General features: G+C 37.3%; 21 protein-coding genes. 6 read left to right on the top strand and 15 right to left on the bottom strand.

Annotated elements, in window-relative coordinates:
• Window positions 1–13: 13 nt before the first annotated feature.
• The 7 genes from G521_RS0104050 to trmB all read right to left on the bottom strand — a co-directional run bounded on the left by G521_RS0104050 (window position 14) and on the right by trmB (window position 7,827).
• Window positions 14–1,282 (bottom strand): glucose-1-phosphate adenylyltransferase, encoded by a 1,269-nt coding sequence (locus G521_RS0104050; protein WP_026897387.1) that lies wholly within the window; start codon window positions 1,280–1,282, stop codon window positions 14–16.
• Window positions 1,272–2,705, bottom strand: coding sequence for a glycogen synthase (locus G521_RS0104045; protein WP_036678481.1), 1,434 nt, complete (start codon window positions 2,703–2,705; stop codon window positions 1,272–1,274). Before G521_RS0104045 ends, G521_RS0104050 begins: the two co-directional genes overlap by 11 nt.
• A 180-nt stretch (window positions 2,706–2,885) precedes the next feature.
• Window positions 2,886–5,687 carry a DNA polymerase I gene (gene polA / locus G521_RS0104040; protein ID WP_026897385.1) on the bottom strand — a complete coding sequence of 934 codons (2,802 nt, stop codon included), beginning with the start codon at window positions 5,685–5,687 and terminating at the stop codon, window positions 2,886–2,888.
• A 139-nt stretch (window positions 5,688–5,826) separates the two neighbouring features.
• On the bottom strand, window positions 5,827–6,411 hold the full coding sequence (locus tag G521_RS0104035; RefSeq protein ID WP_036678114.1) for a DNA-3-methyladenine glycosylase I: 585 nt from the start codon (window positions 6,409–6,411) through the stop codon (window positions 5,827–5,829).
• 49 nt (window positions 6,412–6,460) lie between these two features.
• Window positions 6,461–6,805 (bottom strand): carboxymuconolactone decarboxylase family protein, encoded by a 345-nt coding sequence (locus G521_RS0104030; RefSeq protein ID WP_026897383.1) that lies wholly within the window; start codon window positions 6,803–6,805, stop codon window positions 6,461–6,463.
• A gap of 36 nt (window positions 6,806–6,841) precedes the next feature.
• The gene (locus tag G521_RS0104025; RefSeq protein ID WP_026897382.1) at window positions 6,842–7,177 is read right to left on the bottom strand and encodes an MGMT family protein; all 336 of its coding nucleotides are present in this window, start codon (window positions 7,175–7,177) and stop codon (window positions 6,842–6,844) included.
• Window positions 7,174–7,827, bottom strand: a complete 654-nt coding sequence (gene trmB / locus G521_RS0104020; RefSeq protein WP_026897381.1) for a tRNA (guanosine(46)-N7)-methyltransferase TrmB — start codon at window positions 7,825–7,827, stop codon at window positions 7,174–7,176. The genes G521_RS0104025 and trmB overlap by 4 nt, the downstream gene beginning before the upstream one ends.
• A 58-nt stretch (window positions 7,828–7,885) precedes the next feature.
• On the opposite strand from trmB, the gene fcl reads away from it, so the two are divergent.
• Window positions 7,886–8,815: a GDP-L-fucose synthase gene (gene fcl / locus G521_RS0104015; protein WP_026897380.1), complete on the top strand. Its 930-nt coding sequence runs from the start codon at window positions 7,886–7,888 to the stop codon at window positions 8,813–8,815.
• Between the two features lie 27 nt (window positions 8,816–8,842).
• Here the strand turns inward: fcl and G521_RS0104010 are convergent, their stop codons facing one another.
• The 7 genes from G521_RS0104010 to G521_RS0103980 all read right to left on the bottom strand — a co-directional run bounded on the left by G521_RS0104010 (window position 8,843) and on the right by G521_RS0103980 (window position 14,109).
• Window positions 8,843–9,295: a hypothetical protein gene (locus G521_RS0104010; protein ID WP_026897379.1), complete on the bottom strand. Its 453-nt coding sequence runs from the start codon at window positions 9,293–9,295 to the stop codon at window positions 8,843–8,845.
• Window positions 9,279–9,653, bottom strand: coding sequence for a phage holin family protein (locus G521_RS16435; protein ID WP_036678111.1), 375 nt, complete (start codon window positions 9,651–9,653; stop codon window positions 9,279–9,281). Before G521_RS16435 ends, G521_RS0104010 begins: the two co-directional genes overlap by 17 nt.
• Window positions 9,654–9,674: 21 nt before the next feature.
• Window positions 9,675–9,995 carry a YtxH domain-containing protein gene (locus G521_RS16430; protein ID WP_051189442.1) on the bottom strand — a complete coding sequence of 107 codons (321 nt, stop codon included), beginning with the start codon at window positions 9,993–9,995 and terminating at the stop codon, window positions 9,675–9,677.
• Between the two features lie 78 nt (window positions 9,996–10,073).
• Window positions 10,074–11,117: an AI-2E family transporter gene (locus tag G521_RS0103995; RefSeq protein WP_026897378.1), complete on the bottom strand. Its 1,044-nt coding sequence runs from the start codon at window positions 11,115–11,117 to the stop codon at window positions 10,074–10,076.
• A gap of 178 nt (window positions 11,118–11,295) precedes the next feature.
• Window positions 11,296–12,708, bottom strand: coding sequence for a sigma-54-dependent transcriptional regulator (locus G521_RS0103990; RefSeq protein ID WP_026897377.1), 1,413 nt, complete (start codon window positions 12,706–12,708; stop codon window positions 11,296–11,298).
• Window positions 12,709–12,844: 136 nt separating this feature from the next.
• Window positions 12,845–13,627 (bottom strand): enoyl-CoA hydratase/isomerase family protein, encoded by a 783-nt coding sequence (locus G521_RS0103985; protein WP_026897376.1) that lies wholly within the window; start codon window positions 13,625–13,627, stop codon window positions 12,845–12,847.
• A gap of 62 nt (window positions 13,628–13,689) precedes the next feature.
• A complete protein-coding gene (locus G521_RS0103980) occupies window positions 13,690–14,109 on the bottom strand; it encodes a cobalamin B12-binding domain-containing protein (protein WP_026897375.1) in 420 nt (139 codons plus the stop codon).
• A 126-nt stretch (window positions 14,110–14,235) separates the two neighbouring features.
• Here G521_RS0103980 and G521_RS0103975 point away from each other — a divergent pair, with 126 nt between their 5' ends.
• On the top strand, window positions 14,236–15,906 hold the full coding sequence (locus tag G521_RS0103975; RefSeq protein WP_026897374.1) for a glutamine--tRNA ligase/YqeY domain fusion protein: 1,671 nt from the start codon (window positions 14,236–14,238) through the stop codon (window positions 15,904–15,906).
• A 73-nt stretch (window positions 15,907–15,979) separates the two neighbouring features.
• On the opposite strand, the gene G521_RS0103970 is transcribed toward G521_RS0103975, so the two are convergent.
• The gene (locus tag G521_RS0103970) at window positions 15,980–16,786 is read right to left on the bottom strand and encodes an N-acetylmuramoyl-L-alanine amidase (protein ID WP_026897373.1); all 807 of its coding nucleotides are present in this window, start codon (window positions 16,784–16,786) and stop codon (window positions 15,980–15,982) included.
• A gap of 266 nt (window positions 16,787–17,052) precedes the next feature.
• Here G521_RS0103970 and G521_RS0103965 point away from each other — a divergent pair, with 266 nt between their 5' ends.
• The 4 genes from G521_RS0103965 (at window position 17,053) to G521_RS0103945 (ending at window position 20,698) form a co-directional block, all read left to right on the top strand.
• Complete coding sequence (locus G521_RS0103965; RefSeq protein WP_162141782.1) at window positions 17,053–18,309, top strand: acyltransferase family protein; 1,257 nt, start codon at window positions 17,053–17,055, stop codon at window positions 18,307–18,309.
• Between the two features lie 206 nt (window positions 18,310–18,515).
• Window positions 18,516–19,346, top strand: coding sequence for a hypothetical protein (locus G521_RS0103955; protein ID WP_026897371.1), 831 nt, complete (start codon window positions 18,516–18,518; stop codon window positions 19,344–19,346).
• Between the two features lie 7 nt (window positions 19,347–19,353).
• The gene (locus G521_RS0103950) at window positions 19,354–20,322 is read left to right on the top strand and encodes a hypothetical protein (protein WP_026897370.1); all 969 of its coding nucleotides are present in this window, start codon (window positions 19,354–19,356) and stop codon (window positions 20,320–20,322) included.
• 13 nt (window positions 20,323–20,335) lie between these two features.
• Complete coding sequence (locus G521_RS0103945; RefSeq protein ID WP_026897369.1) at window positions 20,336–20,698, top strand: hypothetical protein; 363 nt, start codon at window positions 20,336–20,338, stop codon at window positions 20,696–20,698.
• Window positions 20,699–20,700: the final 2 nt, after the last annotated feature.

Genomic DNA, 20,700 nt, shown 5'->3' with positions numbered 1-20,700 from the left:
CTACTTATTAGGCTTAAGATATTACCATTCCATTTGGGATAATGGCACCTTTCTTAATTACAATAATCCCGTCTTTGCAGGTATAACTATCGAAATCCCCGTCAGGCATTTCGGGCTTTCCAATAATCCTTACATCATTTCCAATAAAGCAATTTTTATCCAGGATTGCATTTTTGATATAGCAGCGCTCGCCAATACCCATTATAGGATGACTTGCGGATTTGGCTTCATTCAGCTTGTCTAAAGTTTGATAATAATCGCTACCCATTACGTAGGTATTTACAATTGTAGTTCCGTACCCAATACGAGTTCTGATTCCGATTACTGAGCGCTCTATCCGGCTCGCATTAATGATACAGCCATCTGCAATAACTGTTTTTTCTAATGTAGTACCAGAAATTTTACTTGGCGGGAGCATTCTGGCTCTGGAAAAAATAGGATGCTTATCGAATAAATTAAACAGCGGAATATCATCGGTTAGTCCAATATTTGCTTCGAAAAACGAATGAATGTTTCCAATATCGGTCCAATACCCTTCGTATTGATAGCTAATAACTTTATGCTCTTTTAAAGATTGAGGAATTAGTTCCTTACCAAAATCGGTATAATCATTTTCTGATAAAAGGCTTAATAACAGCCCGCGATTGAATACATATATCCCCATGGAAGCCAAATAATTCCGGCCCTGCGCTTTCATTGCTTCTCCGGTATCAGATACCCAATCTCCTAATACATCACCTTTAGGTTTTTCTATAAATTCAGTTATAAAATGATCCTTATCTGTTTTTAAAATCCCGAAAGCAGATGTTTCTCTTTCATGAACCGGAATAGTAGCTATAGAAATTTCTGCGCCATTTTCAACGTGGTTTTTAATCATCTGCTGAAAATCCATCTGGTATAACTGATCTCCCGAAAGGATTAACAAATAGTCATAATCATGCTGAGCAAAATGATGCGCACATTGTCGAACTGCGTCGGCAGTACCCTGAAACCAGGTTGTATTATGAGGAGTTTGCTCTGCAGCAAGAATATCTACAAATGCATCACTAAAAATGCTAAAGTGATAGGTGTTTTTTATATGCTTGTTTAATGAAGCAGAATTAAACTGGGTAACCACGAAAATACGTTCGATACCTGAATTCATGCAATTGGATATCGGGATATCCACCAGTCGGTATTTTCCGGCAATTGGAACAGCAGGTTTAGAGCGGGTTGATGTTAATGGGTATAGCCGTGAACCTTGTCCGCCGCCAAGTACTACGCAAATTACTTTATAATCCATGTTTTTCTTTTATTAAGCTTTTATATAATTGTATATATTCTTTTGCTGATTTATCCCAGGAGAAATTCAAATTCATCATCTTTTTTCTTATCAGAGATAGTTTTTTCTCATCATTATAAAGTGTAATTGCTCTTGCAACAGCAGTCATGGCGTCAGACACAGCTGCATGATCAAACAAAATTCCGTATCCATTTGCTTCCTCAAAATCAATGATAGTATCTCCTAATCCGCCTGTATTGTTAACAATTGGTAAGGTACCGTATCTTAAGGAATAAAGCTGATTTAATCCACAGGGTTCAACACGCGATGGCATCAGAATAAAATCAGCTCCGGCGTAAATTCTGTGGGCAAGATCTTCATCGTAACCAATGAATAAAGCAAACTGTTTTTTGTATTTAGCTTTAAGAGACAGCAGTTCCTTCTCTATAATTTTTTCTCCTGAACCCAGAATCAGTATGCTTACTTTATTTTGATAGGCTTTAAAGGTTTGCTTAATGATTTCAGGCAAAAGATCAGCACCTTTTTCTCCTACCAGCCTTCCGATAAATACTATCAGCGGCAGATCTGCATTAAGTTCAAATTGATTGCACAAATGTTTTTTGTTCTCTTTTTTCCCCGCGGTAAAGCTTTTAACATCATAATTTTTGATTAATCGTTCATCTGTTTTTGGATCCCAAACCTGTGTATCTATCCCGTTAATAATTCCGATGCCTTTTTTTTCTTCCATCTGAAAAAGCAATTCAAGTCCGTTCGAATTAACAGATAGTTCCTTTAAATAACCCGGCGATACGGTTGTAAATCTCCAGCAGCATTTAACAGCAGTTGCCAGAGAATTAATACATCCTCCCCAATCTAATAAACCTGATTTTGAAAGATCAATCTCGGGCAGATAACTTACTTTATCCCATCCAATCCATCCCTGATATTCACCATTGTGAATAGTGCAGATAGTTGGAACATTTTTTAACGAATTATAAAGAGAAGAATGGGAAACAAGAAAGGGAATAAGACCCGTATGATGATCATGACAATGAATTACATCAGGTTCATTATTCGTTTGAACCATCCATTCTAAAAATGCCAGTTGAAAAGCCACAAATTGTTCTGTTTCATCAGGGTAGGAATATACTTCCTGACGGTCAAGAAGGCCCGGAATTTTGATGAGATATAATGGAAACCCCAGCTTATCTGTAATTTCTTTAAGAATAATAAAATCGAATTTTTGATGACCTAATTTGCCGCAACCTTCATACACGGTTTCGAAATTACTTTCCCTTACAAATTTGCGATCGTAATACGGAAGCACTACGCAGGCATTTATGCCCAATGAATTTAAATATTTAGGTAAGGCCCCTACAACATCGCCCAAGCCTCCAACTTTTGCAACAGGGTAACATTCGGCACTCAGGTGGATTACATTCATGGAAGAATAATTGAATATCAATATAGTAAACATTCAATTAATAAAAAATCTTCTTTAATCAATTAAATAAGTTTTATCGATGAATCAGAGAGATTTTATGGTTGTAAAATTTAAGTGAGGATAGAAGCCTAAGCAGTCATCATACAGTAAACAGAATTAAAATTGGAACTTATAGAATTATCAGTGCGCCTCAAGCCAGTTATTTCCCTGGCCAATTTCTACCAAAATAGGCACTTCAGTCTTTATAGCATGTTTCATTCTGTTCTCGATAATTATTTTCATGGGTTCAACTTCAGCACGCAGAACATCAAACACCAATTCATCATGAACCTGCATGGTCATTTTTGACTGTAATTTCTGATCGATAATATCCTGATGAATATGAATCATGGCAATCTTTATCATATCAGCGGCTGAACCTTGTATAGGAGCATTTATTGCATTTCGTTCTGCAAATCCCCTTACGGTTGCGTTGGCAGAATTAATATCCCGCAGGTAGCGGCGGCGGCCCATAATGGTTTCTACATAGCCATTTTCACGTGCCGACTGCATGGTATCATTCATGTATTTTTTGATTCCCGGATACTGGTTAAAATAGTTATCAATGATTTCGGCTGCTTCTTTTCTGGGAATAGCTAAACTCTGGGAAAGCCCAAAAGCCGACTGTCCATAAATAATCCCGAAGTTTACCGCTTTGGCGTTACGCCGCTGAGAAGATGTTACCTCATCTAATGAAATGCCATACACTTTTGCAGCTGTTGCCGTGTGGATATCCAGACCTTGTACAAAAGCTTCCATCATGTTTTCATCCCGGCTGATCTCGGCTATTAAGCGAAGTTCGATTTGTGAATAATCCGCAGAAAGAATAACATGATTTTCATCCCTTGGAATAAAAGCTCTTCTTACTTCACGTCCACGTTCAGTTCTGATTGGAATATTTTGAAGATTGGGATTATTAGAACTCAATCTCCCGGTAGATGCAACAGCCTGATTATAGGAAGTATGGATTCTTCCGGTTTTTTTGTTGATTAATAGGGGAAGAGAGTCTACGTAGGTAGATTTTAATTTCTGTAATTGTCTGAAATCCAGAATTTCTTTAACGATATCACTTTTATTTGCCAGGCCTGTTAAAACATCTTCCCCGGTTTGATACTGCCCGGTTTTTGTTTTTTTAGCTTTTGGATCAAGCTGTAATTTGTCAAATAAAACTTCGCCTAATTGCTTTGGTGAAGCGATGTTGAATTTGACTCCGGCCTTTTCATATATGGTATGCTCCAGCAGATTAAGATCTGTTTTTAATGTTTTAGAAAATTCGGCAAGAGCTTCCTGATCTACTTTAACGCCTTCGCGTTCCATATCACAAAGCACATAAATCAATGGGTTTTCTACATCTTTGGCAAGCTTATCGGCATCAACCTTTTTTAGCAGAGGTTCAAAAACATCTTTTAGCTGAAGCGTAATATCCGCGTCCTCGGCTGCATATTCTTTAATCAGCTCCAGCTCAACATCACGCATATTGCCTTGTTTCTTGCCTTTATTTCCAATTAGTGAGGTAATGCTTACCGGCGAATATCCCAGATAATTCTCTGAAAGAAGATCCATATTATGCCTTGAATCCGGATCGAGCAAATAATGGGCAAGCATGGTATCAAACAATTCGCCTTTTACATTGATTCCATACCAGCTGAGAACCAATATATCATATTTTAAATTTTGACCTGATTTGGCGATTCTTTCATTCTCAAAAAGCTCCCTGAATTCATCAATACAGGTTTGACATTCAGTCTGGTCTGCAGACAGGGGGACATACCAGGCCTCGCCCGCTTTAATAGAAAAAGATAATCCAACCAGCTCACAATCATTAGCATCCAGGTGAGTAGTTTCTGTATCAAAGCAAAAAGAGGTATTCCGCCCGAGAATGGATATTAAGTCCTGTCTTTTCTCTTTCGAATCCGCCAGATGATACTCATGAGTTGTGTTATTAATATTCCTTAAAGGAGCAGCTTCCTGCGGAGTGATTTCATTACTAACTGTATTTTCCTTTGTAGAAGCCGTTCCAAAAAGATCCATCTGCCCCGAAGTGCTCCCTGTGCTTATTTCGGTTACCTTAAACTCATCGCCAAAAACACGTTTGCCAATGGTCCGGAATTCTAGTTCGGCAAATAATGGCTCTAAAACTTCCCGGTTTGGCTCATCTACATGTAAGGAATCTACATCCAGATCTACCGGAGCATTAAGCATGATGGTTGCCAATTTCTTAGAAATAAGTGCCTGCTCAGAAAATTGCTCCACATTTTCGCGGAGTTTTCCTTTTAACTCATGACTATTGGCAATAATATTTTCAATAGATCCGTATGACTTGATAAGTAATTTGGCAGTTTTTTCGCCCACACCGGGTATACCTGGAATGTTATCCACCGCATCACCCCATAATCCCAGGATATCTATTACCTGCTCCACGTTTTCAACATCCCACTTTTCCAGGATTTCTTTCACTCCCTGGATTTCCATACCGTTGCCCATGCGGGCCGGTTTGTATATGAAAATATTTTCTGAAACCAGCTGGCCAAAATCCTTATCAGGAGTCATGCAGAAAACTGTAAAACCTTCTTTCTCGGCTTTTTTGGCTAAAGTTCCAATTAAGTCGTCGGCTTCATATCCATCAGAAAATATAACCGGAATGTTAAATCCTTCAATGAGGCGCACAATGTATGGTATAGCCAATGCCAGATCTTCTGGCATGGCCTGACGATGTGCTTTATACGCAGCGTAATCTGTATGCCGTTCCGTTGGGGCATCTGTATCGAAAACCACCGCCATGTGACTTGGATTTTCTTTTCTCAGCACTTCCAGAAGCGTGTTAGTAAATCCCATAATGGCCGAGGTATTCAATCCCCCGGAAGTAAATCTTGGATTTTTACTTAATGCAAAATGTGCCCGGTATATTAATGCGAAGGCGTCTAAAAGAAATAGTTTTTTCATTGGTATAAATTGTTCTTTATTGCTGTTACTACCTTCAGCATTAGCCGGAGCTATTAAAGTATATTGTATAGAATTTTATCCATTGTCAGGATCATTCAAATTTAATAACATCCTGATTTATTGCAGTATGTTTATTGGACTAGCGTGAAATGCATCCGGTAATATGATCATTTACCATTCCGGTGGCTTGCATGTGCGCATAACATATGGTGCTTCCAAAGAATTTGAAGCCCTTTTTCTTCATATCCGAACTTATTCTGTCGGATAATTCTGTCCGGGCAGGTAAACCGGAATTCTGTTCCCAGGAATTAAGTATAGGTTTTTTATCAGGCAAAAATCCCCACATATAATCAGAAAAGCTGCCGTATTCTTCCTGAATTTTTAAAAACAGCTTTGCATTATTTATTGCAGCTTCAATTTTTTGTCTGTTTCTGATAATGCCGGCATCAAGCATTAAACGCTCAATGTCATCTGCAGAGAAATTTGCTATTTTTTCTGCATCAAAATCAACAAAAGCCTTTCTGTAATTTTCGCGTTTACGCAAAACTGTAATCCAGCTTAATCCCGCTTGCGCACTTTCCAGTATCAAAAATTCAAAAAGGATTTTATCATCATATACCGGTTTTCCCCATTCCTTGTCATGATATTCTACATACAGCGGATCTGTACCGCACCAGGTGCAGCGGGTAATATTTGGATCATTCAAGTTTGAAGTGTCTGTCATGCAGCAAGAACTTAAAAAATGAAATTAACAAAATCAATTGTTTTAAACCCTATTGCGCACATAATTCATCCCAATATTCAACCGCTCTGCGGTAATGCGGAATTACAATAGAACCACCTACCAAATTGGCGATCATGAAAATTTCATTCATCTCTGTGCTGTTTACTCCAGCTTCATGACACTTGCCTAAATGATATTTGATGCAATCGTCGCAGCGTAAAACCATAGAAGCTACCAGACCCAGCATCTCTTTGGTTTTAACATCTAAAGCGCCCTCGGCATAGGTGGTGGTATCAAGTGCTAAAAACCGTTTCATATTGGTATTTGCACTTTCCATGATCCGGTCGTTCATTTTGCTACGATATCCGTTAAATTCTTCTATTAGTTTTCCCATAATAAATTTTTTAAATTATGTAATTATCCGAGTAAATCAGAAATCAAGTTCTGTAGCAGGGTCCCAAAATAAAATTTTAAAATCGACTACTTTATCATCAATAACTTTTATTCCCTCATTTTCCAGTAATTGCTGCATTAGAGTTGGTGAGCCAAAATGAGCTTTCCCGCTGAGTAAGCCCTGTCTGTTTACAACCCGGTGTGCCGGAACCTGAGGGATTGCCGTAAATGAATTATTCATGGCGTAGCCCACCATTCTTGATGAACCCTTAGATCCGAGGTATGCAGCAATAGCACCGTAAGTTGTTATCCTTCCACTTGGAATTAAGCGCACAACTTGGTGCACACGGTCATAAAAAGAGTCAGTTGTCAATGCTGGAAGCTAAACTTCAGGTAATTGATGTTTTTATCATGAGCAAGATACTTTTTCTCATAATACGTTTTTATTGAAAGTACTTCATCTGCAAAGTCAGAACGGTATAAGTCTTGCGTTCGTACGTGAAGCTGTAAACCGAGTTCGGCGATTTTTTCATGCGTATATGCATGTAAGGCATCATTATCTGTTTTAAGATGCAGAATTCCGCCTTTTTTTAAAATGCGTTTGTACATTTCTAAAAAGCGGGGAGATGTGAGTCTTTTTTTCTCTCTGCTCTCCTGCGGTTGCGGATCCGGAAAAGTAATCCATATCTCAGAAATCTCGCCATCTTCAAAATAATCCAGTATATGTTCAATCTGGATTCTTAAAAATGCAACATTGGGTATTTTTTCTTCTAAAGCGGTCTTTGCGCCCCTCCAAATTCGGTTACCCTTGTAATCAATCCCTATAAAATTCTTCTCAGGAAAAAGTTTGGCAAGACTTACCGTATACTCACCTTTTCCGCAGGCAAGTTCCAAAATTACAGGAAGCTCATTGGCAAACTGGATTTTATTCCACGCTCCTTTAAGTTCTTTCCCTTCTTCAAGTTCATGAACGTTATTAAAATCGGAGATCTCTGCGTAGCGCCGTAATTTATCCTTACCCATTCTATCGTTCTTAAGCCTGCAAAAATAGTTTTATATTTGCCTCTCAACAAAAAAACAATTGGAAAAAAACGCTAAAGTATATATCGCCGGGCATCGTGGAATGGTAGGATCAGCCATTTTAAGAAAGTTAACCAATGAAGGCTATACCAATCTGATTACCAGAACTTCAAAAGAACTTGACCTTAGAAATCAGCAGCAGGTAACTGATTTTTTTAGTGACCAGAAACCTGAATATGTTTTCCTGGCTGCCGCTAAAGTTGGTGGAATTGTGGCAAATAATACCTATCGGGCCGATTTTCTGTATGAGAACCTTGCCATTCAAAATAATATTATCCATAATTCATATTTAAACGGAGTTAAAAAACTGCTTTTTCTGGGGTCCAGCTGTATCTATCCCAAACTGGCACCCCAACCTTTAAAAGAAGAATACCTTCTTACTGGTGTATTAGAACCCACAAATGAGCCTTATGCCATTGCAAAAATTGCCGGTATTAAAATGTGCGACGCCTATCGGGATCAATATAATTGCAATTTCATATCGGTAATGCCTACAAATTTATATGGCTATAATGATAACTACCACCCGGAAAATTCTCATGTTCTTCCTGCTCTTATCCGGAAATTTCATGAAGCAAAAGTGAGTGGAGCAGACTCTGTTACCATCTGGGGATCAGGAAATCCGAAGCGTGAATTTTTATTTGCTGATGATCTTGCAGAGGCATGTTATTATTTGATGCAAACCTATGATGAGCCAAACCTGATTAATATTGGTACCGGCGAAGATGTAAGTATTAAGGAACTTGCACAAATCATCCAGAATGTAGTTGGATTTAGTGGTGAGCTGGTATTCGATTCAAGCAAGCCCGACGGAACTCCCAGAAAATTAATGGATGTTTCTAAGCTTCATTCTAAAGGATGGAAACATACAATTGAGCTTGAACAAGGGATAAAATTAGCTTACGCTGATTTTATAAAAAATAAGGCATAAAAAAAGCCCGGTTTTCCGGGCTTATAATTAATAAGTTTCGCTATCAGGCGGAATTCCGTAATCGAAATTTTTATTTGATTTAGGATTTTTAGATGCGCCTCTTATCCAATCAGCAGCTTTATCAATCCAATGTGTAACCACATCTTTATTAACGTTAGTGGCTGCTTTTTGAGATGCTAAAGCGACTAATGACTTTATAAAAAATCCGGCTCTACCAAACACCATTTTATTTAAAAGTACCGGCAGCCCGATACGGAATGCATTGGTTACCCAATCGTGTTCCGGTTCTCCTTTGGCATGAGTTGCGGAATTATCGCCAAACCAGCCCTGAATTCTGTGGAGTAAAAGAGCCGGAATGCGAAATTTATCAGTAATCCCTTTAATATCCTGCTCAATTGCGGCTTCCTGATGATACCTTAATAATTTTAAACGAAGTATCTCAGCATGTAAATCTTCTGTAGTTTCAATTCTGCTTTTCATATATACTTTCGTTTCGTTCTGCTAATATCTTTTTAATAACTCTGTTAGCAAATGGTTTCTCAATACTGTTCTCTTTAACGAGGAGAACGATTATTGCAATTAACAGGTAAATACCTGCAACAATAAAGAATCCGGCATAACTGTTACCTATAATTTCTGACAGGTAATATCCCAAACCAAAATTTGCAAAGAGGAAAACAAAAAATCCAAGGAATATAAGAATTGCACCTGAAATTAAACCTCCTGCTGCTTGTGAGGCTTTATCTGCAATCATTAGCATGGCCAAATCTTTACGGATCCGGATATACTCTTTAACTTTATCTACAAGTCCGGGTTCTTCTTCTTCCACTTCTTTCATGTTCACTAATTAGATAAGCAATTAAGCTTGATTAAAATTATTTCCAGCACTATCAGCTGCTTTGTTGAAAGTTGATTTTGCATCATCGGCCAGATTTGCTGCTTCGTTTTCTGCAGTTGAAAATTTAGATTTTACATTAGATACTACTTTATCTTTTAGGTGGGATAAATTACTTAGTTCATCAGAAGTTCTGTCTTTGATGCTATCAGCTAGATTTTTTAAAGAATCATTTAATTTATCACGTGTTTCTGATCCTTTTTCTGGGGCAAATAAAAATCCTACTGCTAGACCTGCAGCCATTCCGGCAAGTAATGCGGCTAATACTTTTGAATTATCATTCATGATTTTCTTATTTTAAAGTTTTTAAATTGTTCTGTTTAATTAATATAATATACAATTCAAGTCAATAAACTGTTTTTATTATTCATCTTCCTCTAATTTAATCCGCTCTAAACGCTCCGAGGCAAGTTTACTAGTTTCATAAATCCGGATGGTTAGTATAAAATAGGAAAGCAATAATGGTCCGAATACCAAACCCATAATTCCGAATATAGGTATACCAATGATTACGCCAACAACGGTAATTATTGGATGGGTATCTGAAACTTTTTTGGCAATCAACAGCCTGATCACATTATCAATATTGGTAATAATAATGAAACCAAATAACAGAATTCCCCAACCAGCTGTATTATTACCGTTGGCCAGTTCAATAAGTGCAGCCGGAATAAAAATTAAGGGAGCACCAACTACAGGTAAAAATGAAAGGAATGTAGAAATCACTCCCCAAAATATGGCATCATTTATACCAAAAATAAAGAATGCTAAACTTACCAGTGCACCCTGAACAACAGCTATGAATCCCTGACCTAAAACATTTGAATAGGTTGTATTTCGCAATTCTGTGGCAAATTTTAATGCATTCTGTTCTCTGAAAGGAGCATACTTTAACAATCCGCCTTCAAACGTTTCCCGTTGAACAAACATAAAATATAACAGAAAATACATGACAACCAGTCCAAGGAAAATGCTTGCTGCTCCGCCTAATACTGAGGGGAATAATTCTGTGGCAATTTCGCTTGACTTCTGGATTCCCTTATCAACCAGATCGGGCTGATTAAATTTAGAACCTGCAAAATCATCTATTTTCTGAATAATGACCTTAATACGCATTGGGTCTTTATTGAATTCTGATATTTTGCCAATAACCAAAAAGCTGAGGGTGAGAAATGGTACAACAATTAAAACGAGTGAAATTACAATGATAAGAAGTGCAGCCAACCAGCGTTTTAACATCCATTTTTCGGTAAGGTGTATAAATACGGGCCTCAAAATAGTGTATAAAACAATTGTACTTAAAACTGAACCGGCAATTGTTCGAAGTGAATAAATAACGAAACAGCCAAGCAAAATAAGGATGGCCAGCACAATCGTATTGCGCTGTTTATAACTATAAATGGACATAAATAAAGGATGTTTTGCCTTAAAACCGGATGATTAATTTAATAAACCCGGCAATACCAGCATCATGCCAATTTATTGAAATCTTTTTGAAGATTCAGATTTATAAATCGCGGAATGTGTTATAATAAAGAAAAGGGTTTAAATGACTTATTTAAAGCTATATCAGTAATAAAATAAATTATTCGAGGTTTACTGATTTCATTTTATTATAGAGAGTTTTACGATCTATGTTGAGTATTTGGGCCGCTTTTGTTTTATTAAACTTCACCTCTTTTAATACCCGCAAAATAGTTTCGTATTCTGCTTCCATAGATACGTTTTTAAGATATCCCTGATTAGTAACTTCTGTAGAACTTATATTCTGACTGAGCACATTCTCAATAAAGGAATTTTTCGCAAATGTTGAAATTTCCAGCGGTAAAGTATTTAGCTGGATAATATTTCCTTCTGTTAAAAGCATAGCCCTGCGAATTACATTTTTTAATTCCCGGATATTGCCAGACCAGCCATATGTTTTAAAACACTCAGTAACATCTTCAGAAAAGCCCTTAATTTCCCGGTTCAACTCTATATTTCCGCGTGATAAAAAATCCTCGGCAAAGGCCATTATATCGTTTTCGCGGTCCCTTAATGGAGGTAAAGAGATATTAAATTCATTAAAACGATGGTAAAGATCTTCTCTAAAACGACCTTTTTGAATCGCTTCTAAAAGATTTTCATTTGTGGCTACAATGATTCGTACGTCCAGATCTATTTCTTTAGTGCTTCCAATCCGCTTTACTTTTCTTTCCTGGACAGTGCGTAATAATGCTGCCTGCAAATCGTATGATAAATTGGCTACTTCATCTAAAAAAAGAGTTCCTCCGTTAGCTAATTCGAAGTGGCCAATTTTAGTGAACATTGCCCCTGTAAATGATCCCTTTTCATGACCGAAAAACTCACTTCCGGCTAATTCTTTAGTCAGTGATCCGCAGTCCATTGCTACAAATGGACCGTCTTTTCTCAAACTGTTTAAGTGGATGCTTTTAGCAACAAATTCTTTTCCTGTTCCGCTTTCGCCGGATATGATGACACTGTAATTTGTGGGAGCAACTAAACCTATCTGCCTGACCAATTCCTGAGAAACTTTACTTTTTCCGGTAATGAAATTATCCAGTTCAGTTTGCGATTTACTCGTATCGACATTTATTATATGCCTTTTTTCTGCATCCTTGCCAGTAGAGCTATTTTTTTGATGTTCTAACGCCTGATTAATTGTATTTAAAATTTCATCAGGATAAAGTGGTTTGGTGATATAATCATATGCACCCATTTTAATTAATTCGACTGCAATCTTAATGTCAGAATAGCCTGTAATAATAATAACGCTTGTTTCGGGATGCTCCAGCCTTATTTTCTTGAGGATTTCCCTGCCATCGGTATCCTCCAGGCGATAGTCGCATATAACCAGATCGTATTTTTCTTTACTTAGAAACTCGAAAGCTGTAAGGCCGGAAGTTGCAACATTAACTTCAAACCCGTTTCGGGATAAAAATTTAGAAAGCAGTGCCCCGATAGTGATCTCATCGTCAATAATTAAAATTTTATTCATTAGAAGTATTAATCTTATTCGGCAATTTCATTATTAAAACTCTGGTGTTTTCTAAAACTACATACCCTTATTGTGGAGTCTTTTCGTTCCTCTTAATCCCTTATACTTAAAATTTGAAAACTTGTTGTAAAGTATTCTATTTTTTTCGAAAATCAGGTTTTCTTTTTTCCTTAAATGCAAGAATTCCTTCCTGATAGTCAAGGGTTCCAAAGCAACTAGAAAATTCCTGAATTTCCTGATCAAAGCCATTCACCCCATCAGTCAATCCGGCGTTAACGGCACGGATTGCAGCACCAATTGCTAAAGGAGATCGCTTCAATATTTTTTGAAGTAACTCTTCTGCTTTAGGAAGCAACTCTGCTACAGGAACAGAATAATTTACTAAGCCAATCCGGTATGCTTCTTCCGAAGAAATCATATCAGCGGTAAGGATCATTTCTAAAGCTTTGCCGCGGCCCACCAGTTGGGTTAAGCGCTGAGTTCCTCCATATCCGGGAATTAAACCCAGGCTCACTTCGGGCAAACCTAATTTTGCATTATCAGCGGCTATACGAATATGGCATGCTAAAGCAAGTTCTAATCCTCCGCCCAGCGCAAAGCCATTGATCGCAGCAATTACTGGCTTTTCGCTATTTTGAATTACATCAAAAACTTTGGTCTGACCTTCACGGGCCAGATTGCGGCCTTCATCCTCATTAAAATCAGAAAATTCTGAAATGTCTGCACCGGCAACAAAAGCTTTTTCTCCAGCTCCTGTAATAATTATTCCGGCAACAGAATCATCATGAAAAGAATCAGTCACAGCGAAATGAAGTTCCCCTAATGTTGCTTTATTTAAAGCATTAAGCTTGCTTTCGCGATTTATGGTGATAAATAAAATTCCGTCCTTAATTTTAAGAAGAAGATTTTGGTAAGTCATAATACAGAGAGTTAAAAGGAATTTATATTGGAAATTCCGGGAGATGGTTGAAGATATAAAAATTAAAAATTACGGTTGGTTTTTACCCAGTCTTTAATATAGGTAACAATATCAGCTGTATGAGTGCCCGGAGCAAATAATTTACCCACACCCATTTGGTTTAAAGCGGCCATGTCTGCATCGGGGATTATCCCGCCGCCAGTAACCAATACATCATCCAGCCCTTTATCTTTCATTATTTGCATTACTTTAGGGAAAACAGTCATATGTGCTCCGGATAGGATAGAAATACCGATAGCGTCCACGTCTTCCTGCAAAGCAGTATTGACTACCATTTCAGGGGTTTGGCGTAAACCGGTATAAATAACTTCCATGCCCGCATCCCGTAAGGAAGTGGCAATGATTTTTGCTCCGCGGTCATGGCCATCAAGACCTACTTTTGCTACCAGTACACGAACAGGGCGATTAAAGTCTTTACTCATATGAAGTAAAAGTAATAAGAAAAATGGATTGTGGCCATTTCTATGCCTATTTGATAATCAATGAATTTCGGCAATCCTAATTTTACTACTTTTGCAAATACTGCCTTTTTTTAGTGTAGCATAAATATGAGCGAAGAAAGATCATTGAACTTTATTGAAGAAATTATTGAGGATGATATCCGTTCGGGAAAAAATGACGGACGGGTTCTTACCCGTTTCCCTCCCGAGCCTAACGGTTATTTACATATAGGCCACGCAAAATCCATTTGCCTTAATTTTGGACTGGCTCAAAAATATAATGGCAAAACCAATCTCCGCTTTGATGATACAAATCCGGCCACAGAAGATACCGAATATGTAGACAGCATTCGCCAGGATATCCATTGGCTTGGTTTTGAATGGGACAAGGAATTGTATTCTTCTGATTATTTCGATCAGATGTATGCTTTTGCTCAAATGTTGATAGGCAAAGGTCTTGCCTATGTGGATGACAGTACGGCCGAAGAAATTGCTGCGGCAAAGGGAACTCCTACGGAACCGGGAACTCCAACTCCCAACAGAAGCAGAAGCGCAGAAGAAAACTTACAGCTTTTTCAAGAGATGAAAGAGGGTAAATACCCCGATGGTGCCAAAGTACTACGAGCAAAAATTGATCTTGCTTCTCCCAATATGCACATGCGTGATCCATTAATGTACAGAATCAGGCATGCACATCATCACCGTACCGGTAATGACTGGTGTATTTATCCGATGTATGATTTTGCCCATGGACAGAGTGATTCTATCGAAAAGATCACCCATTCTGTATGTACTCTTGAATTTATACCTCATCGTCCTTTATACGAATGGTTTATAGAGCAACTGGAAATATTTCCTTCCAAACAATACGAATTCGCCCGCTTGAACCTGAATTATACAGTTATGAGCAAGCGCAAACTGCTTCAGCTTGTAAATGAAAATCATGTTACAGGCTGGGATGATCCGCGTATGCCCACTATCAGCGGACTTCGCCGAAGGGGATTTACTCCTTTGTCCATCCGCAATTTTTGTGAGCGGATAGGTGTTGCCAAACGTGAAAACATTATAGAATATAGTTTGCTGGAGTTTTGCCTTCGCGAGGATTTGAATAAATCTGCATGGCGACGCATGGCTGTTCTGGATCCTATAAAATTGATTATTACCAATTATCCGGAAGGGAAATCGGAGATATTAAACGGCGAAAATAATCCAGAAGCAGAAGATGGCGATGGCAGCCGCGAGATTCCTTTCAGTGCAGAACTATGGATAGAACGTGAAGATTTTATGGAAGAAGCACCTAAAAAATTCTTCCGCCTTGGTCCGGGTTTGAGCGTACGTTTAAAGAATGCGTATATAGTAAAGTGTCACGATTTTAGAAAAGACGAAAACGGAAATGTGACAGAAGTTCATTGTACTTACATCCCCGAATCTAAAAGTGGTAGCGATACAAGCGGAGTCAGTGTTAAGGGAACCATTCATTGGGTGAGTGTAGGCCATGCAAAAACTGCTGAAATCAGATTATATGACCGCTTATTTCAGGTAGAAGATCCTTCTTCAGAAGAGGGAGATTTTAAAAATTATATCAATCCGCAAAGTTTAAAAATTATTCCGAATGTATTTATCGAACCTGATTTAACTCATGCAATTCCCGGGAAAGGGTATCAGTTTATCCGGAAAGGATACTTTACACTGGATACAGATTCAACTCCTGAAAAACTTGTTTTTAACCGCACAGCTACTTTAAAAGACGCCTGGGCTAAAGAAGTAAAAAAGAACTGATTTTAGAGTGATTCAATTAACGAAATTTTCCTTCCGGTAAGCTCAGTGTATTTGGCTGACCGGAAGGAATTTTTTATAAATATTTTTTATACAAATTATATAAAACCTGTTTGTCAAATTCTGTAAGCATTGGACTCAGGTCATTCTGTATAAAGTGAAGCTTAAAGGAGCGAATTGCATACTCTAAATTTTTAATATCATATCCAATAATACGAAGGGCTTCCGGCGGGTTAAAGTTTTGAGGAACTGAATCCAGTACGGCATCAGGCCATAGTCCAAACCCTTTTTCGGATAAATCTTTCCAAGGGAAATTAGCATTTGGATCTACTTTTCTTCCGGGAGCAATATCAGAATGTCCGATAAAATTTGCTGTGGGAATGCTGTAATTGGTTTTTAAAGAAGATAATACATTTACCAGACTGCCCATTTGTGACTCCGAAAATGCTTCGTATCCGTTGTTATCCAACTCAATTCCAATAGAAGATGAATTTATATCGGTTGCGTTTCCCCATTTACTCGATCCTCCATGCCAGGCTCTTAAATAATCGTTTAGCATATGGTACACTTTTCCGTCTTTGGCAATCACGTAATGGGCGCTTACCTGCGTTTTGGGCATTGTAAACGTTTTGAGAGTCTGTTCTGCGGAATTTTGTGCAGTATGATGAATAATTACATAATTGGGTTTTCTTAAACTGAAATTTGTTGTTCCGGCCCAATCCTGACCTGCCTGAGTTGCGGGTATCTCCCGGATAGTTTTTGCAAGCTCCTTGGTTTGTTTTTTATAGATGCGATTAGTTACTGCATATGGATTGGAGGCGCAGGAAGTAATAGTTACTGCCAGAAGGCAGGCGGAAACAATTTGATAAATGGGTAATTTCATAATATTGAATTTAAAATACAATCGAACTGAAATGCAAAATTGCTTTTTGCAAAGGATTATAGAGCATGAAATCGATATAAAATTATTGAGTTTAATGTAACAATTTTGCTGTCGAAATATTTGAAATATGTATTTAAATCCTTTGAAGCATGATATTGCCAAAATGAACTATAGTGTAAAAGTCACAATATCCTATCATTTTTTAACTAACAGTAAATAATTGTTATTATTGAATATCTGACGGATTCTAAAGTTCAGATATGTTTATGAATCAAATTACCCCGGGCGAAACCCATAAAAATCCTCGTCACTATTATTTAGACTGGCTCAGAGTTCTGGCATTTTCTTTACTTATCGTTTCTAACAGCGCAAGGGTTTTTGCAGATGACATGTGGTGGATTCAAAATTCCGAAACTTTTATAGGTATTGATCATATTCTTAACTTTTTAGGTCAGTGGCGAATGCCATTATTATTTCTGGTTTCTGGTGCTACCATTGCCATTGTAATGAAACGTAAATCTATCATCAAATTCATAGAAGATCGTTTTATACGAATTGTGATTCCGCTGATTGCAGGAATGTTATTGATAATTCCTCCGCAAATCTATTTCATAGAACGTTTTCGAGGATCTACTCAAAGTTATTATGATTTTTATCTCGGTATACTTGAGTTTAAATGGTTTCCAAAGGGAAATTTACACTGGCTGCATCTATGGTTTCTGGCATTTATCTTTGTTTACACGCTAATCCTACTGCCAATTTTACAATTATTAAAATCTGAAAGCACTCAGCAAATATTAAATAATTTAACAAAAGCAATTTCTCATCCGATCATGCTTTTTGTTTCCATACTTATTTTTCAAATCCCATTTTACATACTAAATTCCATCAAGCCAGGAAGCAATGTAGCTAGTATGGCCTATTATTTTCCCTTCTTTATATTCGGAGCTCTTTTTCTAACCAGTAGTTTGGTGAGTAAATCTATCATGATCAACCGTAAAGCAGCATTTTTTTTAGGTTGCTTGTTTACAGGTTTATTATTTTGCTTTTTCTGGTATAAAGGATCTGACGGACAAAACTTATTTTCATTAGGCTTACCCGAAGTAATAAGTCATAAAATAGAGTTATTTGCAGTTTCCTTAAACCAGTGGTTTTGGCTCATTGCAATTACCGGTTTTTCGCAGCAATATTTAAACATAGGGCACAAAGCATTAACATACGCCAATACTGCCGTCTATCCTTTTTACATTCTCAATCAAACGGTAATTGTTATTTTAGGCTATTATGTTATCCGTATGGATACTTCTGTTGCCGTTAAATTTATACTGATTCTTTCAGGCACATTTATCCTGATAAGCTTACTATACGAAATGGTTTTAAAACGCAGTTTTGTGAGTAAATTAATATTTGGGATTAAAACCAATATTGAGTTTACAATTCCAATTCCCCAGTCTTCAAAATTATTTAAAAGGTTAAGCTTACTGATTGTAAATGCCAGCCGTAAGCCATCTGATTTTAAATAAGAATTCATTTTTAAATCGTTCTCTGAGATTTAAAATGATTTTTAAAATTATAAATTTCAGCACTTTAGCTAATTTATTTGTAATTTCAATTACCAATTTTAGTTTTAATTAAGCCTGAAAAATAATTAGTATTCTTTTCTGTTTAACGTCCTGAAAACTCAGATCCCGGGGCTTAATTTCATACCAGTTTTTTAAGTATTGATCGTATGCAGAAATCTTCTTCACTCTTGTGGATAGTTGTCTCGCTGATAGGTTTTATCTTATTTGTTGCTTTTTTCTATATGCTGATTGTTTACAGTAAAGATATCAGCATCAGCATGCCGCTTTATTTTTTTCTTGTGGTGATTATTGCTTTAATCTCCACAGCCTTTTTATCGGGAGCGATGAAATCTGTAGCCCGTTTTAAGGCCAGTTCTCAAAACCGAAGTTTATATTTATCGGGTCCGGCGGTTATATTTTTTATAATTATTTACCTGGGATATAAATACCGGCCTGAAAGTACCGGTGAAAATAGTCCATTGAGCCTTTCTGTTTTATTAAATGGCCCAGAAGGTTTAGAAGAATCAATTAAAAAAGGGCAGGTACGAGTTCGCATTGCGCAATACAGCAGTTTAAAGCAGGTTGATAATGAAGGTACCGCAACATTCACAGGGATTAATCCCCAATACAAAGGCTTAAAAATTGATCTCAGTGCCGATATTCCAGGTTATAATTTGGTTGGTAAGCCGGTTTATGTATTAAGCGATTCGGGAGTTTATACCAATTTAACTCTGAATCTTCAAAAGAAACTCGATTCCATTGCTGTTCGGGGCAATGTAATCCGGCTGCCCGGCAGAACGGGTATTGCCGGAGCTTCCGTGAGATTCCAGGGAGTAATGCAGACATACAAAACGGATAGTATCGGTGATTTTTCAGCCATCCTGCCTTTCAAATCGGGGGTTGAAACCAGAATTATTGTGAGTAAAGGAAATCGGGAGATCTATAATAGTTTGAGGACAATAAGCGAAAATGATTTTTTAAGTATATCTGCTAACTAGTAAGATCATGATTAAGTATCTGATCATATTTTTAAATTTAATTTTGCTGGAGGCGAATGCTCAGACTACTTCCTACAAATTCCGCATCCGTTATTCTAATTACAGTGCTTTATCCAATTCTAAATTTCTGATAAATGGCCAGCAGCTTACTACAGATCCGCAGGGAATTATTAACCTGAGTATTCCTAATCAAATCACCTTTGCCAATATTGGAAGTTCCAATCCAAAACAATATATCATCGAATATCCGATGGAAGGAAGAGCAAATCTTCCCAAAGACAATTTAGTATTTGTAGATATTTATGTTTCAAAACCGGGTCCCGATCCGGTTAAGATAGTGATGAGAGAAATGACGAGGATAAAAGCAGGTTCAGATGCGGTGCTGATTAAGAAACTGCAGGAAGAAAGCCGGAGAGGATATGATTCTATAGTTTCTTTACTAAGTAGCAGGGTTAAGATTGATGATAAATTGCTTGCAAAAGGACGAATGGAATTTCTTCCCCTTATATCAAGTGCGCTATATCAATATTTAAATGAAGCCCGGGATGCCAACGATGCTTTTTCATCTTTAAAAAGAGATCCCGAAAATGGTGCTGCCGTACAGCAATTTACTGAAGCAATTTTAAGCTATAACGAGATTTTTGAATTACTGAACAGTAATAAAAGTACATATGAACAGGCTATTAACACCTATTGGAAGAGCAAAGAGCTTTCTTTAAAATTTTCAAGTTTGCTTGACTATTCAATTGAGGAAATCCATAAACCATATTTGCTAGAAATTAATTACACCTTTTTTGATCGCATAAATGAGTACAGTAAAGAATCCAGCAAATCCCGGAAGCGGGATCTTGGGAAAGCTTTAGAAATGGATATATCCCAGCACTCAGCAGCTTTAGGCCGTAAGTTAAATAGTCTGGGTGAGCGGATAGCAAGTTTTACTACGCTCTTAACAAATACAGATTTAGTAGAGAATTAATAAAACTCATATCATGAAAACAAAACTTTTAATAAAAGCCTGCCTGTTATTTATTTTGTTAACAGGCTGCGGCAAAGATGGAGGAGGAGCAGCGGGTCTGTTTTTCCCCAATTTTTCTAATTTATGGTCAAGTTCACGCGGAACTTTATTTCAGTTTTTGCCAACTGCTACCAATGTAAGCAAAGGAGATTTTACCGGCGATGAGGATGGCAATACATTTACGGGTTCATTCAATAATTTAGACATCCAGTTTACCTTCAGCAGCGGAGCGGAGAACGGAGTTAAATACACCGGACAGTTTGTAAAAGATTCTGATCCTTTGACCATGAAAGTAAAGGGGACTAATAATGTAGAACTAACCATCGTTAAAAATTAAAC

The organism is Daejeonella oryzae DSM 19973 (genome assembly GCF_000422945.1).
Taxonomy (GTDB): Bacteria; Bacteroidota; Bacteroidia; order Sphingobacteriales; family Sphingobacteriaceae; genus Daejeonella; species Daejeonella oryzae.
This window is presented reverse-complemented; position numbering and strand designations above follow the sequence as displayed.